This window comes from Novosphingobium sp. GV079 (assembly GCF_003058045.1).
GTDB classification, from domain to species: Bacteria; Pseudomonadota; Alphaproteobacteria; order Sphingomonadales; family Sphingomonadaceae; genus Novosphingobium; species Novosphingobium capsulatum.
The window spans coordinates 73,394-88,400 of the sequence record NZ_QBUE01000019.1 but is presented as its reverse complement, the minus strand read 5'-3'; the positions used below and the strand labels follow the sequence as shown (position 1 = coordinate 88,400).

17 protein-coding genes are annotated in these 15,007 nt (G+C 65.4%); 13 read left to right on the top strand and 4 right to left on the bottom strand.

Features of this window, described 5'->3' with window-relative positions; translation table 11 throughout:
- From C8K14_RS22720 to C8K14_RS19215, 8 genes are all read left to right on the top strand, one after another.
- Nucleotides 1–222 (top strand): hypothetical protein (locus C8K14_RS22720; protein WP_199223779.1); only part of this gene is annotated, 222 nt, incomplete at its 5' end.
- Nucleotides 219–449, top strand: coding sequence for a hypothetical protein (locus C8K14_RS19245; protein ID WP_107718428.1), 231 nt, complete (start codon nt 219–221; stop codon nt 447–449). The genes C8K14_RS22720 and C8K14_RS19245, both read left to right, overlap by 4 nt.
- Entirely contained in the window at nt 442–732 is a 291-nt protein-coding gene (locus C8K14_RS19240; protein ID WP_107718426.1) for a hypothetical protein, read from the top strand. The genes C8K14_RS19245 and C8K14_RS19240 overlap by 8 nt, the downstream gene beginning before the upstream one ends.
- Nucleotides 719–1,177: a hypothetical protein gene (locus C8K14_RS19235; RefSeq protein WP_133726881.1), complete on the top strand. Its 459-nt coding sequence runs from the start codon at nt 719–721 to the stop codon at nt 1,175–1,177. Before C8K14_RS19240 ends, C8K14_RS19235 begins: the two co-directional genes overlap by 14 nt.
- Entirely contained in the window at nt 1,174–1,398 is a 225-nt protein-coding gene (locus C8K14_RS19230) for a hypothetical protein (RefSeq protein WP_133726880.1), read from the top strand. Before C8K14_RS19235 ends, C8K14_RS19230 begins: the two co-directional genes overlap by 4 nt.
- Nucleotides 1,395–1,871: a hypothetical protein gene (locus C8K14_RS19225; protein WP_107718420.1), complete on the top strand. Its 477-nt coding sequence runs from the start codon at nt 1,395–1,397 to the stop codon at nt 1,869–1,871. The genes C8K14_RS19230 and C8K14_RS19225 overlap by 4 nt, the downstream gene beginning before the upstream one ends.
- On the top strand, nt 1,868–2,563 hold the full coding sequence (locus tag C8K14_RS19220; protein ID WP_107718418.1) for a DNA methyltransferase: 696 nt from the start codon (nt 1,868–1,870) through the stop codon (nt 2,561–2,563). Before C8K14_RS19225 ends, C8K14_RS19220 begins: the two co-directional genes overlap by 4 nt.
- The gene (locus C8K14_RS19215; RefSeq protein ID WP_107718416.1) at nt 2,560–2,754 is read left to right on the top strand and encodes an AlpA family transcriptional regulator; all 195 of its coding nucleotides are present in this window, start codon (nt 2,560–2,562) and stop codon (nt 2,752–2,754) included. Before C8K14_RS19220 ends, C8K14_RS19215 begins: the two co-directional genes overlap by 4 nt.
- Nucleotides 2,755–3,553: 799 nt before the next feature.
- Here C8K14_RS19215 and C8K14_RS22715 read toward each other — a convergent pair.
- Nucleotides 3,554–3,703, bottom strand: coding sequence for a hypothetical protein (locus C8K14_RS22715; protein ID WP_158272949.1), 150 nt, complete (start codon nt 3,701–3,703; stop codon nt 3,554–3,556).
- Nucleotides 3,704–3,764: 61 nt separating this feature from the next.
- On the opposite strand from C8K14_RS22715, the gene C8K14_RS19210 reads away from it, so the two are divergent.
- Nucleotides 3,765–5,714, top strand: a complete 1,950-nt coding sequence (locus C8K14_RS19210) for a bifunctional diguanylate cyclase/phosphodiesterase (RefSeq protein WP_158272948.1) — start codon at nt 3,765–3,767, stop codon at nt 5,712–5,714.
- 1 nt (nt 5,715) lies between these two features.
- Here the strand turns inward: C8K14_RS19210 and C8K14_RS19205 are convergent, their stop codons facing one another.
- From C8K14_RS19205 to C8K14_RS19195, 3 genes are all read right to left on the bottom strand, one after another.
- Nucleotides 5,716–6,609: a Gfo/Idh/MocA family protein gene (locus C8K14_RS19205; RefSeq protein ID WP_107718412.1), complete on the bottom strand. Its 894-nt coding sequence runs from the start codon at nt 6,607–6,609 to the stop codon at nt 5,716–5,718.
- An 85-nt stretch (nt 6,610–6,694) separates the two neighbouring features.
- Nucleotides 6,695–7,903, bottom strand: coding sequence for a PAS domain-containing sensor histidine kinase (locus C8K14_RS19200; protein ID WP_022677894.1), 1,209 nt, complete (start codon nt 7,901–7,903; stop codon nt 6,695–6,697).
- Nucleotides 7,893–9,164, bottom strand: coding sequence for a sigma-54 dependent transcriptional regulator (locus C8K14_RS19195; protein WP_107718410.1), 1,272 nt, complete (start codon nt 9,162–9,164; stop codon nt 7,893–7,895). Before C8K14_RS19195 ends, C8K14_RS19200 begins: the two co-directional genes overlap by 11 nt.
- A 109-nt stretch (nt 9,165–9,273) precedes the next feature.
- Between C8K14_RS19195 and C8K14_RS19190 the strand changes: the two genes are divergently transcribed.
- The 4 genes from C8K14_RS19190 to C8K14_RS19175 are packed head-to-tail and all read left to right on the top strand — an operon-like array spanning nt 9,274 to nt 14,931.
- A complete protein-coding gene (locus C8K14_RS19190; RefSeq protein ID WP_233251154.1) occupies nt 9,274–10,554 on the top strand; it encodes an efflux RND transporter periplasmic adaptor subunit in 1,281 nt (426 codons plus the stop codon).
- 14 nt (nt 10,555–10,568) lie between these two features.
- Nucleotides 10,569–11,249: an ABC transporter ATP-binding protein gene (locus tag C8K14_RS19185; RefSeq protein WP_022676601.1), complete on the top strand. Its 681-nt coding sequence runs from the start codon at nt 10,569–10,571 to the stop codon at nt 11,247–11,249.
- Nucleotides 11,250–11,261: 12 nt separating this feature from the next.
- On the top strand, nt 11,262–13,679 hold the full coding sequence (locus C8K14_RS19180) for an FtsX-like permease family protein (protein ID WP_107718406.1): 2,418 nt from the start codon (nt 11,262–11,264) through the stop codon (nt 13,677–13,679).
- Nucleotides 13,672–14,931: a TolC family outer membrane protein gene (locus C8K14_RS19175; protein ID WP_107718404.1), complete on the top strand. Its 1,260-nt coding sequence runs from the start codon at nt 13,672–13,674 to the stop codon at nt 14,929–14,931. The genes C8K14_RS19180 and C8K14_RS19175 overlap by 8 nt, the downstream gene beginning before the upstream one ends.
- Nucleotides 14,932–15,007: the final 76 nt, after the last annotated feature.

Genomic DNA, 15,007 nt, shown 5'->3' with positions numbered 1-15,007 from the left:
TCCCGCGTTCAACCCGATCGCTTCGCTTACGATGCGATGATGGAGCGAAAAATCCGTGCCCACATAGGAAAAGACGTGTCGATGATGACCGACCGTCGGGGCGGCGGCAAGAAGCCCCTGACGCTTGAGGCATTCGCCCAGCGACTGCGCGACCAGCCTGAGGAACGTTACGAATATCAGCCCGGCGATAGCGGCTGTGCCTGCTTTGCGGGTGTCGCATGAAGGGGGCGCTGATCCTCACCTTGGCCCTATCGGCCTGCACACCAGCCCAGCCCACGCCGGCCGAGATCCACGCCGCCGACATGATCCGGCGCGGCTATGTTGAGTGGGCCGTGCGCTGCGCCTGGGCGGACGGGCGCGAGGGGCACAAGGTCGACGCTGCGCTGCGACGCTGCCAGATGGACCTGGGCCTGTGCGGCCCGGGCAAGGGTGTGTGCGACGATGGTTGACAGAGCGAACCGCGCCGATCTCCGCAACCCGATCCTGGCGCTGCCGAGCTTTGGCGCTGTGCAGAAGCTGGATGCACCCAGCCAGCAAGCCTTGCGTGCGCTGATGCTCGACCTGGCGGCTGATGCTCGGGCCAAGGCCGACAAGTCATGGCGCACCCATAAGGCGCCCATGGCCGTCTATTGGAAGGCGGTGTCCGTCTACGCGGGCCATATCGCCAAGGCCATAGGCCGCGAGAGAAGCGCCCACGGCAACATCGATGGAGGGCAGCATGGCCTACGCTGAAACCACAACCGTGCCGTTCGAGAAGTCGATGGCCGAGATCGTGGGAATCGTCCGTCGCGCCGGCGCCGGCCAGATCATCCAGGCCGAGAGCGATGGCGAGTTCGTGATCCAGTTCACACTGGCCGAACGTCAGATCCGTTTCCGTCTGCCGCTGCATACCACCTATTCTGGCCCAGCAAAGTCGGGCAACGGCCGCGCGATCGATGGAGAGAAAGTGCTGGAGCAGCGCAACCGCCAGCGCGGCCGCGCCCTGCTGCTGGTGATCAAGGCAAAGATCGAGAGCATCGAAAGCGGCATCGAGACGGTCGAGCAGGCGTTCCTGGCGAACGTGGTCACCGTGGGCAATCTGACCGTGCACGAACGCATCGCACAGTCGCTGGCAGAGGAATACCGGACCGGACTGCCAAGCTCCGTGGCTGGGCTGCTGGGAGGGCCGGCGGCATGATGGAAATTTCGCAATTCGTCCAAGAGCGCTGGAGCGACTTTTGGCGGATCATCGACCGGCGGGAAGGGTATTTCGGCATTTGGGTGTGGCTCCTGATGTTGGGCCATTCCAATACTGCCGCCCGCTTCTGCGCGCTGGGGCGTTCCGATGGCCATGCCACCTTGTCGCGCGGTATTCGGGCCGATTCCTCCGGTGGTATTTCCGCGATGGTGGCGGCATGACGCAGAACACCAGCAGCGCCGTCATGCTCTTGCCGCTCGCGGTCTGGGTTCCGATCCTAGATGGCGACCCGATCGCGGCAGCGATCTACGACGCGCACTATGCCAGCGATCGTTCGCGAGCACGCCGCCGCGAGCGCGGAACCTTGCTGATCATGGGGCCTGGTCAGAAGCTGCTGCTCTCGACCCCATGCCGCCGGGCGCTGTTCGCCTGGCGCAAGTTCATCGACGATAACGGGCAAGCCGGCGTCAACTGCGCGGTGTTCGCCAATTTCGGCGCTGGCCGTTCGAGCGACCTTATCCGCGCAGCTGATACGATTGCGGACGAACGGTGGCCCGGAGAGCGCCATTATACCTATGTCGATCCGCGCAAGGTCAGCGCCAATCCTGGCTATTGCTTCAAGGTGGCTGGCTGGCAGTTCTGCGGGCGCACGAAGTCGCGCGGGCTCCACATTCTGGAAAGGTTGGCAGCATGACGACAATTGTCCGCATCGGCCCGGCCACGCTCTACCTGGGCGACGCCTACCAGATCCGGCCAACGCTTGGCTTCATGGATGCCGACGTGATGGACCCGCCCTATGCGTTCCGCGCCACGGGTGGCGGCCACTATCGGAAGAACCGCAAGGGGATGGACCAGATCGTTGAGGAAAAGCTGGACCAGGGCTTTGACCATCGCGTGATCAACCCGCTGTTGTGCGGCGCCGCGATCGTGTTCTGCCACAACGACCAGTTGCCCAAGCTGCTCCCGTATCTCGACGGCTCATTCAAGCGCCAGGCGGTCTGCATCTGGCGCAAGAAGAACCCGCAGCCGGTGGCGAACAAGCATTACCGCCCGGTTTTCGAGTTCTACGTGCATGCGTGGAATGACGGATTCCACCCGCAGGGCGGCCTGGCAGACCTCGATCGCCAGATCACCGCCTACTCGCCGCGCGGTGCCGATAAGTTTGGCCATGCCACGGTCAAGCCCGATGCCGTAATGGACAAGATCCTGGCCAACGTGGCCGGCGAGCGCATCTGTGACCCCTTCATGGGCACAGGCTCCACCGGCGTGGCCGCGCTACGCGCCGGCAAGCAGTTCGTCGGCATCGAGAAGAACCCCACCCACTTTCAGACGTCTGTCGATCGCATCACGGCAGCCTGGCAGAGTATCCCGCAGGAGGCAGCATGACCATTGACCGCTTCATCCGCCTCCCCGAGGTGATCGCCCTGACTGGCCTGTCGGAATCGACCTTGCGCCGAAAGGAAAAGGCTGGTCAGTTCCCCGCGCACGTCCGGCTCGGACCCAACGCGGTCGCTTGGCGCGAAAGCGAAGTCGCGGCATGGATGGCAGAGCCGACGAGCTACAACCGCGCGGCCTGAATTTGGGGGTATATCTGGGGGTAAGGTGTAATGCTGAACCCCCTAAAACCGCGAAAAACCGCCATAAAACCGGCGGATTTAGGCGGTCACCCTCTCCGCCATGTGCCCCCTCCGGCAGTACGCCGGGCTACCCTAAAATACGACGCAAGGCACGGAAAAATAGGCGCTTTTTCTGAAGCTCTTATTTTTGCTGGGTAAGCCGTCGAAGCGCGAAGTGTGGGCTAGAGTGTGGGCTAGCGCAGGGACGGTCGGTTTGAAACCGCGCCTTCCGGTGATAGATTCCAGGCATGGGAAAGCTCACCAACTCCATGGTCAAGGCATTGAGCGAACCTGGTCGCAATGCTGATGGCGAAGGCATGCAATCTGCCAGACAGGTACGCATGAAAGCATTGGCATAAAACGCCGTTCCGCTACGGATCATGGTGGCGTATCGGTCCCGTCGTCTCGCGCAGAGTCAGGAAAGTCTACTCGCGGGATCACTTTTCCCACCCAACCGCTACGCGCGTCACTGATCAATACCCCACCGCGATCACGTCCAGGGACGTGATCATTGATACGATCGGCTGGAAGCCGCACCGCTTGTCTTCCTGCTATCAGGCAACGCGGAACAACCGCGCGCGCGACAAAGTAAAGGATGAGTTGGCGACAGTCCGGCTACATCGGCAAGTGCACGTTTTGCCGGAATAATTTACCCCTGTTTAACGTGTTTCAAGCAGTCTCTACCGATGGCAAAATTTTTCGCCGCGTTCGGGAAGATCTCCCGCGTTGCGCTACGCATGTCGCGCGCCGGCAGCACGTCTCACGCGGCATTGCTGACTGTGCTGATAAGCCTTTCGGTGCTGACCTCGGTGCTTATCGTCACTTTCCTGGTGTGGAACGCCGATGCCCATGCCGACCGGCTGGCGGCCATTTCGATTTCCGGGGCGATCGATCGCGAACGGTCGCGCATCAGCAACGAAACCTACATCAATGCCCATTGGAACGATGCTTTCGCCCACGCCTATGGCACCATGGACGATCCGTGGATCGTGTCGCAATGGGGAACGCCGATCGGCCTGGGCTATGTGATCGATGCAAACGGACGGACGTTGTTTGCGCATCTCCCATCCGGACGGGCGCCCCCGCTTGCTGACCTGATCGGGCCGCGGACTCTCAAGGCCTTGCTGGCCCGGGTACCGGCGAATGAGGCCGCCGTAAGGCAGCGCGGCGATGCCATGGTCCTGCTGGGCAAGGCGGGCGACACGCCGGCGTTGATCGCGTTTTCGCCGATCGTTCGGGAAAGCGGCCCGGCGACGCTCGACACCTCGACCTATCGTATTTTCGTGGACATCCGCCTTCTCGACAACAAGCTGCTTGCAGAATGGGGCAAAGGCTTTGGCTTGCAGCATCTGCGATGGGCGCAGAGCCGCCGATCCGCAGGGGACGAAGCTTCCACCTTGGTGCGCGATTGGTCGGGGGCGCCGCTCGGCACGATTGCCTGGCAACGCCTTGCTCCGGGCTCTTTGGCCGTTCGCGAGTTGTTGCCGATAATCGGCTTTTCCATTATCCTGTTTCTGGCGGTTGCCGCCCTCATCGCGCGTCGCGTTCAAAGCCTGAACCGAGAGCTGGCGATCCAGTCCCACAGCGCCATCGAGGCCGGCCGACAGGAGCGGGAGGCGCGCCTGCTGGCTGATAGCGATGAACTCACCGGGCTCTACAATCGGCGGCGTTTCTATGCCGATCTCGAGCATGCGGCGATCCCGGCCAACCTCGATGCCATGACCGTGGGTTTGATCGATCTCGATCGCTTCAAGCCGATCAACGACACGTTCGGCCACCTGGTGGGAGACGGCGTGCTGATCGAGGTTGCCCGCTTGCTGCGCGACACCGCAGGCCCTGTCGCCACGCTCTATCGCCTGGGCGGCGACGAATTTGCGATGATTGTGCAGCTTGATGGCGCGGCCACCCTGCGGCTGGCGGAGACGATCTGTGCCGCTGTGGCAGCGCGGATGCGCATTGGCGACAGGCAGGTGAGCCTAGGGGTGTCGATCGGGCTGGCCCCGTTTGTCGACAGCGAACTCACCCCGGTGGACCTGGCCAAGCGTGCGGACCACGCACTTTACCACGCCAAGCGGGAAAGGCCCGGACAAGCGGTTCCTTTCAATCTCGAACTGGAACGCCGGCTGCTGGACGATCACGTCATCGAGGCGGAACTGCACGCAAGCGAATTCGAAAACGAACTGCATTTTGATGTGCAGCCGATCGTTTCCATGCAATCGGGCGCAGTGGTGGGCGGAGAACTCCTGGCGCGCTGGACGAGTGCGCGCTTGGGCGTGGTCGAGCCCCAGCGCTTTGTCGAAATTGCCGAACGCAGCACCGTGATCCATGTGATTACGCGCAATGCCATGCGCCGCGCGTTGGAACTGCTGGACATGCTGCCGCCGGGCAAGACGCTCTCGGTCAACGTATCCGCCTGCGATCTGCACTGCGCCGAGACGGTGGATGCGATGCTTGACATGGTCAGCAATTCGTCTGCCGACCCACGCCGCCTGTGTATCGAGGTGACCGAGACGGCGGTGATGCGCAATCTCGACGCGGCGATCCATGCGCTTCACCGCTTCCGCGCCATTGGCATGCAGGTTGCGCTGGACGATTTCGGCACGGGCTATTCGAGCCTCAGCAATCTTCATCGCCTGCCGCTCGACAAGGTGAAGATCGACCGCAGCTTCGCCCTCAATTTCGACAACAGCTACAGTGTTTCGATCGTCGATGCGGTCGTCAATCTTTGCCATTCGCTGGGGCTGTGCTGCATCGTCGAGGGGGTGGAGACGGCGTCACAAGCATTGAAGTTGCAGAAAATCGGTTGCGATCTCATGCAGGGCTATCTGTTCAGCTATCCGTTGAATGCCAACGTCTTCGTGACCTTTGCCCCGCAGTGGTTTGCGCCGAGAGAAGAAGGCCGGCCGCGCATAGCCGGCTGATCTATTGTTCCGCGTGGCGCACGATCGCCTCGCACAGGCAGTGCGTCGCCAGGATCGCGGCGGTATCAACCGGTCGACGCTCGCGGGCAGCGAGCAGGAAATCGTCGCACATCGCTTCAAAACCGCGTTGCCGGCCAACCGGAACCCAGTCGCCGCGGCGTTGCAGGCTCTGTCTTCCACGCGTGTCGACACGGTCAGCCAGGTTGAGGACAGTGTGGCGGGCGCCGCCGCCGATGACGTCGAGGCGTTCTTCATCCAGGCCGCTGTCACGATGCATCATGCCGATGGCGCTGAACCCGTCGCCAGCCAGCGTCAGGGTAACCGCGTGCAGCAAGCCGTCGATGACGTTGGTTTCGATCGTGTGGCGAAGTACTGGCCCAGGCATCATCGACAACAGCGTATCCACGACATGTATGAAATCGTCGAAGATCACGCGGCGCGGTTGGTCCGGCTGCGCATTGCGGTGCTTTTCCATCACGATAAGGCTGGCGTTCGTGCCGCGCAGGGCGGCGTAGTCTGGCGCGAACCGCCGGTTGAAGCCCAGTTGCAGCGGCGTGGCGCGGGTCTGTGCCAGCGTGGTGAGCGCTTCAACCTCGGCAAGATTGTCGGCGAGCGGCTTGTCCACGAACGTGGCGATTTCACGTTCGAGGAGCAATTTCACCAGTTCGGCGTGTGCAGACGTGGCCGCGTGGACAAAGGCCGCGTCGAACGTGGTGGCAGACAGCGCATCGATGACGCTGTTGTGCCGATGCTGGATGCGAAACGTGCGACCTACTTCATCGAGCACAGATCGATCCCGCGTCGCCAGATGGATTTCGAGATCGGGCCGCGTGGCCATGACCGGAAGATACGCCTTGCGGGCGATGTCGCCCAACCCGATCACAAGAACACGCATGCACTTTTCCTGTCTTCACCGGGCCAAGACGTTCACCTGGCTGGGATATATCGGGTGCCGGGGCACCGCAACCGGCTTTCCCACGTCATTTGCCGGGGATGGGATCGGCTGCCGGCTTGGCGGCATGCATGCCATCCGCGTTCCGACCATGGCGGGGCAGCGCCAGTTCGAACGCGGTGTCCTTGCCGGGTAGCAGAGACAGATCGCCGCCATGGGCACGGGCGATCTGTCGTGCCAGGCTCAGGCCGATGCCGCTGCCTTCTTTCTTGGTAGTGTAGAACGGGCGGAAGATGCGCGCGCGGCCCTCATCGGGCACGCCGGGGCCGTTGTCGGCAACGCATATCGACAGGCGGTCGTCCAGCTTGGCGGAAAGGCGAACCTGTGGGGCGTCGGTTGCGGCCACTGCGGCCTCGGCGCCATTCTGGAGCAAGGCCCACAAGGCCTGGCTGATCTGGTCGCGGTCGATGAAGACCATGCCGTCTGGCGGCCCATCCGCCACGAAAGCGACGCGGCCGCCCCAACGCGCGGCGAACATGCGGCGCAGATCGTCGAACAGCACCGCCAGCGTCGTCGGCGCCAGGACCGGCTCGGGAAGCCGGGCCAGCTGGCGATAGGCCTGGGTGAAATGGAGCAGGCCATCGGCACGGCGAGACAGCGTACCGAGCATGTCGCGCAAATGCGCGACCGGTGGTGGCGTGTCGTCGAGCGTCGCCAGCGCGCTGTCAGCGAGCGAGGCGATCGGGGTAAGCGCGTTCATCACCTCGTGGCTCAACACGTCGAGCAGTTCGCGCGTCGTTCGCGCTTCGGCCAGGCGTTCTTCGCTTTCGATGTCGATCAGGGCGAGGATGGTGCGTGCGGCGCCAGCGCCATGGGCTTCGATCCGGTCGATGCGATAGGCCCGGCCGGCGTAGCGCAGGCGCGGTGCACTTTCCCGCAAGGCCTCGGGCACATCGATCAGCGCGTCCTCGATGTCGAACAGCATGCGTGCCGCCCGATTGAGCGCACGAACGCGGCCGCTGCGCTCCACGCTCAACAGAGGGGTGGGCGCCTGGTCCAACACGGCACGCAGCACCGCGCGATCGGTTTCGCCATCGGGCGCCGCCACCTGTCGTTCGGCGGGCAGGTGCAGCGGCATCGCGCGGGCAAGCGCGAGGCTGGCCAACCAGAAGCCGAGCAACAGCACCAGCACGAAGCAGGCATAAAACCCGCCGGTCCAGGCGGCGACCGTGGCCGCGCCGCAGCCGAACAGCAGCAGCTGTCCCGGCAGCGCGGTCCTTACGCTGCTAGAGGCCATGCTTGGCCATCCGGCGATAGAGCGCAGCCCGGCTCAGCCCCAATTCTTCGGCCGCGTGGCTGACATTGAAGCCGTGCCGCTTGAGCGCCGCTGCAACCAGCACGCGCTCGCTCTCTTCCAGGTTGAGCGTGGACGCGACCGCTGCTGGCGACGGCGCTTCGGCCGGGGAAGGGCCGAGGCCCAGATCAGCCTCGCTGATCAGCCCGCCATCGCCGAGCACCACGGCCCGCTCCACCGCCTGGGCCAGGCCGCGCACGTCGTCGCTCCAGGGGGTAACGGCAATGGCCGTCTCCGCCTCGGGCATGAAGCCAAGCACCGGTTTGCCGTGCCGGCGTTCGGCCGCGCGGGCGAAATGGCGCGCGAGCAACAGGGCGTCGGCGCCGCGCTGCGCCAGAGGCGGCATGGCGATTTCCACCGTGCCCACCCGCGCCCGCAACGCCCGGATCAGCGGCTCGGCCGTTTCAGCCGTGGCGATGATGCGGATATCGGCCGGCAGGCGGGCGAGCAGGCGCCCCTGCGCGACCTCGGCCAGTCGATCGACGTGGCGCAGCAACAGCGTGCCGCCGGACGCGCGCCCGATATCGGCCCCTGCCGCATCGTCGCGCGGGTCGGCCGCGGCGCGCGCGTCCAGCATCACCAGTTCGCCCGCCGCGCGCGGGGAAGCGTGATGGATCGCCCTGCTCGCCAGGGTGCGTCCTGAGCCGGCCGGGCCAAGGATCAGCACATTGGCGGTCGTCGGCCCGACCCGGCGGACGAGGTCGCGCACACGCTCGATTGCTGCGCTGGCACCGAGCAGGCGCGGTGGATCGGCCGGAGTGCCATCGTGCTGGCGTAGCGCCGCGATTTCCCGCCTCCTTTGGCGATGGGCCAGCGCCGCGCGCACGCGCTCGAGCAGTTCCTCGTTGCGCCAGGGCTTCATCACGAAATCGATCGCACCGGCCTGCATCGCGGCCACGGCGATGCGGATGCCGCTATGGCCGGTGATCACGACCACGGCCGCGTCCGGATCGTCGCCCAAGAGGCGGGCCAGTGCGGCGAAGCCTTCCTCGCCGTGGGTGCGGCCGCGCGTGAAATTGAGATCGAGCAGGATCGCGTCGGCTGGCGCCAGCTCCAACGCCGAGTAGGCCTCTTCGGGCTGCATCGCGCTGACCAGCTCGATCCCGGCGCGGCCGAAGAGGACGGCGACGGCCTGATGCACGTCGCGATCATCGTCGATCAGCAGGACGCGGGGCGGGCTTGACGGGGGCGTTGGACTGTCCATTTCCGGACAGTGTGTGCGATATCGCAAAGGAGCTTGTCCAGCATGGTCTGATGTTTGTTTTATTATCAGTGCTTTAGGAGTGTCCGCCAAGCTTTGCGATACTGTCCGCATGAGCAATGGAGCATCTTCCGAATCGCCTTCCCCTGGTGCCGGGATGGACCGCCGCGTCACGCGGCCTCACGCCAGCCGTCGCTGGCGCTGGGTGGCGGGCGGCGTGGCGATCGCGCTGGCGGCAGGACTGACCTGGCAACTGCTGCCTGCGGCCGGATCGACCGATATCTCAGCAGCCACGATCGAGACCGGCGCCGTGGTGCGCGCGCCGTTCGAGGACTATTTGCCGATCCGCGCCTCGGTCGCCCCCAAGGTCACCACCCTCGTCGATACGCTGTCGGGCGGCCAGGTGGAAAAGCTGCTGGTGCAGGACGGCGCCTGGGTCACGGCCGGCCAACCGCTGGCCACGCTGGTCAATCCCACGCTCAAGCTCGACGTGCTGACCCGCGAGGCGGAAATCGCCAGTCAGCTGGGCACCCTGACCGGCGATGAACTGTCGCTGGAGCGCAGCCGCCTCGACCGGGCCGCGCAGACCGCCTCGGCCAATTATGACCTGCTCAAGGCGCGGCGCGACCTGGCGATCCGCCAGCAGTTGCACGATCAGGGCTTCGTGTCTGACGAGGGTGTGAAAAGCTACCAGGAAGAGGCCGATTACCAGCGCAAGCGCCTGGGCCAGTTGCGTGCGGGGCAGGACCGTGAAGACCAGACCGCCGGGCTCCAGGCCTCACGCCTGGCCGACACGCGCGCGCGCTTGAGTGGCAACCTTGCCGCGGTGCGCGCCGGACTGGATGCGCTGGTGGTGCGCGCGCCGGTCACTGGCCGCTTGGGCAACCTGGTGATCCAGCCTGGGCAGACGCTCAAGGCGGGCGACCACGTGGCGCAGGTGGATAGCGAAGGCGCCTGGAAGCTGGTGGCCGACGTGGACGAATACTATCTCGGCCGCGTTGCCGTGGGCCAGCAGGCCAAGGGCGACGCCGGCATCGGTCTGGTCGTCAGCAAAGTCCTGCCCGCCGTCGCCAATGGCCGTTTCCACATCGAACTGGGCTTTGTCGGCCCCGTGCCACAGGGCCTCAACCGCGGCCAGACCATGGATATCCGCGCCACCCTGGGCGCAACCAGCAAGGCGCTGGTGGCCCCGGTGGGCGGCTGGCTCGACAGCGGCGGCGGCACGTCGGCCTTCGTGGTCGACGCTGATGGCCGCCATGCCCGGCGCCGCGCGATCAAAGTCGGCCGGCGCAACCCCGCGCAGGTGGAAATCCTGGCCGGGCTGGACGCGGGAGACCGCATCGTGACCACCAACACATCGTCCATCACGGGCGACATCATCAACCTTCGCTGACCAAAGGGCCCAGCATGATCCGCCTAGAGAATATCCAGCGCCGCTATGTTTCCGACGAGGTGGAAACGACCGCGCTCGCCGACATCAACCTGGACGTGGCAGCGGGCGAATTCGTCGCCATCATGGGGCCGTCCGGTTGCGGAAAATCCACGTTGCTCAATACGCTGGGCACGGTCGATCGCCCCACGGCCGGGCGCTATCTGTTCGGCGATCGCGATCTCGTCGCGCTCAAGGAAGCAGAGCTGGCCCGCTTTCGGGCGATGACTTTGGGCTTTGTGTTCCAGAGCTTCAATCTGATCGACGAGCTGACCATCGCCGAGAACGTTGAACTGGGCCTGATCTATCGCAAGGACGCCGGTGGCGATCGCAAGGGCCGCGTCGCCGCCGCGATGGACCGGGTGGGCATATCCCATCGCGCCCGCCACTATCCCCACCAGCTTTCCGGCGGGCAGCAGCAGCGCGCCGCCATCGCCCGCGCCATCGTGGGCGAACCCAAGCTGATCCTGGCCGACGAGCCGACCGGCAATCTCGACACCGAAAACGGGCAGCAGGTGATGGATATTCTAACCAGCCTCAATGCCGATGGCGCCACGATCATCATGGTTACGCATTCGCCCAGCCATGCCGACATCGCGCGGCGGCGGATCGACATGCTCGACGGGCGCATCGTCGCCTCGCTCGCCCGCGCGATCTGAGGAGGCACGCCAATGAACCGCTTTGCCTTCCTCACTCTCTATCGCGCGCTCACGCGTCACCGGCTCTACGCCGCGCTCAATATCGGCGGTCTGGCCATTGGCATCGCCGTGTTTCTGGTGCTGGGCCTCTATGTCCGGTTCGAAACCAGCTATGAGACATGGCTGCCGCGCCACGACCAGGTCTACATCGTGCAAACGGTGTGGCACATGCCCGACAGCCCTTTCAACGGTGCCTATCCCAATACGATGGGCGGCCTGCTGGAGGAAATGAAGGCCGATTTTCCCGGGCTTTCAGGCACCAGCATCAATGGCGTGGGCGCCACAGTGCTGCGAGGCGGGATCGGCACGGCCGAGGACCTTGCCTGGGTCGATCCGCAGTTTTTCGAGGTGATGGACCTGCCCATGCTGCAGGGCGAAGGCGGGCGTGCGCTCGCCGATCCGTCCAACGTGCTGATCGATGCCAACATGGCCCGCAAATACTTCGGCAGCACCGATGCGGTTGGCCAGACGCTCACGCTCAACATCGGCGCCGGCACCGCATCCTATCGCGTCGCCGGGGTGTTTGCCCCGTTGCCACGCAATACCGATCTCAAGTTCACGATGCTCGCGCGCAGCCCCAAGGGGGCGCCCAAGGGCAACGAAGACTGGTGGTATCACTGGGGCAGCACCTCGGTGAACACCTATCTGCGCTTTCCCAACCCCGCTGCAGCCAAGGCCTTTGCCGCCCGGATGCCAGCCTTCGTGGTCCGCCACGGAACGAGGGATCTGGGCGCCAATGCCGACAAGACCATGCAACTCACGCTGCTGCCGCTCACCGATCTGCACCTGACCCCGGCGGGGCGCGAAATGGCGAGCATGCGCCAGACGATCGTGACGCTCGGCGTGGTCGGCGCGCTCACTCTGCTGATCGCGATCGTCAATTATGTGAACCTGGCCACGGCGCGCGCCGGCCTGCGCGCTCGCGAAGTGGCCATGCGCAAGGTCCTCGGCGCCAGCCGCAGCATGCTGGTGCGCCAGTTTGCCGGAGAGGCCATTCTCACCACGGCACTTGCTGCGCTGGTCGCGCTGGCACTGGCAGAACTGGGCCTGCCGCTGGTTAATGCCGCAGCGGGCCTGGCTTTGTCGATCCCCTATGCCACCGTCGTGCCGGCGTTGCTGGTGCTGTCCATCGTCGTCGGAATTGGCGCCGGGCTCTATCCCGCCGTGCTGCTTTCCCGCTTTCCCGCTGCTGCCGTGCTGGCATCGGCGCGTTCGCACGGGGGCGGCCGCACCGGCGCCAGGCTGCGTGAAATGCTTGTCGTGTTCCAGTTCGCGCTGGCCACGGCCTTCATCACCGGCACCCTGGTGCTGGTGGCGCAGACCCGCCATCTGCGTCAGGCCGATCTCGGCTTCGCCCGCGACGGGCTGATCGTGGTCAAGAGCATGGCGGGGTTGAGCGAGGGGCAGCAAGACACCATGCGCGATGCCATCGCCAGCTTGCCGATGATCCGCGCGGTCGGGATTGCTGACAGTGCCGCCGGTGGCTTTGGCAACAACAATGCCAGCAACATCGAAATCCCTGGCCAACCTGGCTCTGGACCTTCGCTGCGCGAGATCGTGGTCGGTCGCGGCTTCTTTGCCACCTATGGCGCGCGGGTGATCGCCGGCCGCGTGTTCGACGACCAGCACGGAGCCGACGATTCCTATGGCACCAAGAGCAAGGACAACCGCGCGATCGTGATCAACCGGACAGCCGTTGCCGTGCTTGGCTTCCGCTCTGCACAGGAGGCGGTCGGCAAGACGCTGGGCAAGGGGCAGCCGCGCACGATCATTGGCGTGGTGGACGATATGCGGTTCTTTTCGCCGCACGTGCCGATGGACGCCACGTATTACACCTATTGGAGCCATTACCTTGGCGCGCCGGTGATCACCGCGCGCTATGCCGGACGCATGGATGCCGCGATGGATGCGGTGCGCGACACATGGCGCAAGATCGCCCCGGAAGTACCGTTTGACGCGGCGCCTGCCGATCAGGACCTTGCCAAGCTGTTCGAGGCCGATGACCACGCCGCCAATCTTTTCACCATCGGCTCGGTGCTCGCTGTGCTGATCGGCTGCGTTGGCCTGTGGGGGCTTGCTTCGTTCAATACCTCGCGGCGCGTGAAAGAGATCGGCATCCGCAAGGCACTGGGCGCCTCCTCGCGCGACGTGGTCAAGCTGCTGGTCGGCCAGTTTCTGCGTCCGGTGCTGATCGCCAATGTGATTGCCTGGCCCCTGGCATGGGTTGCGATGCGGCAATGGCTGGCCGGTTTCAGCGATCGCATTGCGCTCTCGCCGCTGTACTTCGTTGCCGCAACGCTCCTGGCGCTGGCCATTGCCGTGCTTACGGTGATCGCCCAGTCTCTGCGCGCCGCGCGGGCGACCCCGGCCTGGGCGTTGCACCATGAGTAAGCGGCTTATGGTTGCCGTAGCGCTTTCCACCGCGCTGGCATCGGCGCCCGTCCAGGCGGAAACCCTGCGCGATGCGGTGGAGGCGGCCTATCTCGGCAACCCAACATTGGCGGCGGCCCGCGCGCGGCAGGATGGGCTGGCCGAAACGCCCGAACAGGCACGCGCGGCGGGGCGGATCACTGCCGCCGCCGATGGGGCGGCCGGCTATGACCGCTTCGATTATGATCGGGGCGCAGGCGGCACCGTTTCCGCCAGCCTGCCGATCTGGACCGGCGGCCGGGTCTCTTCGCGGCTGCGCGCCGCGGAAGGAGATGTGGCGGCCGGCGAGGAAGGGCTACGCGACGCCGAGGCGGCGCTGCTTACGCAGGTGATCGGCGTCTATGCCGAATTGCTGTATGACCAGCAGGCCGTGGATATCGGGAAGGCGGATATCGCCCTGCTCGATCACCAGGTGGCAGAGGCGCAGGCGCGGTATCGCCTGGGCAAGGCCACCCGCACCGATGTCGCCCAGCTTGAGGCGCAGCGTGCCAGCGCGGGGGCGACCCTGGCCGCCGCGCAGGCAACGCTCGATAGCGCCACGGCAAACTATCGCGCGGTGGTAGGGCAGGATCCCGGACCCTTGGTGCCGCCGCCCGCGCTGGGCCCGATGCCAGCCACGCTGGAACAGGCGCGCGCCGATGCCCTGACGGCCAACCCGCTGTATCAACAGAGCTTGCGCGCCGCCGATGCGGCCGGTGCGCGCATACAGGAAGCCCGCGCCGGCAGCGCGCCTACAGTGTCTGTGGGTGGTGGCTATGGCTATGACGTGCGGCTTGGTGGCGTTGGGGCGGGCAGTTCCCTGCGTGCCGCCAATCTCGGGCTAAGCTTGCATATTCCGATCCTCACCGGCGGTCTGGTTGCCTCGCAAGTGCGCCAGGCGCAGGCCACGCAACGCGCCACGGTGTTCGATGCCGCCGCCGCCGGCCGCGAGGCGACCCGCTCCACCGACGCCGCCTGGGCCGCCCTGGCCGGTGCACGGGCGCAGATGGCGGCCAACCAGGCGGGTGTGGACGCGGCCAATCTTGCGCTGGGCGGGGTCAGGGCCGAATATGGCTTTGACCTGCGCTCGACGCTCGACATTCTGGTGGCGGACGAAAGCCTGCGTTCCGCCCAGCTCGCGCTGGCACGCAACCGCAGCGACACGATCATCGCCCAGGCAGCCCTGCTGCGGGCCACGGGGCACCTCGATCTGGATGCGATCCCAAACGGATAGGGCCAAACGCATCGCGGCGCTGTGCAGATCGGTGTCTGCACAGCGCCGCGATTTGGGCCTATCGAGGGGCGGTGGC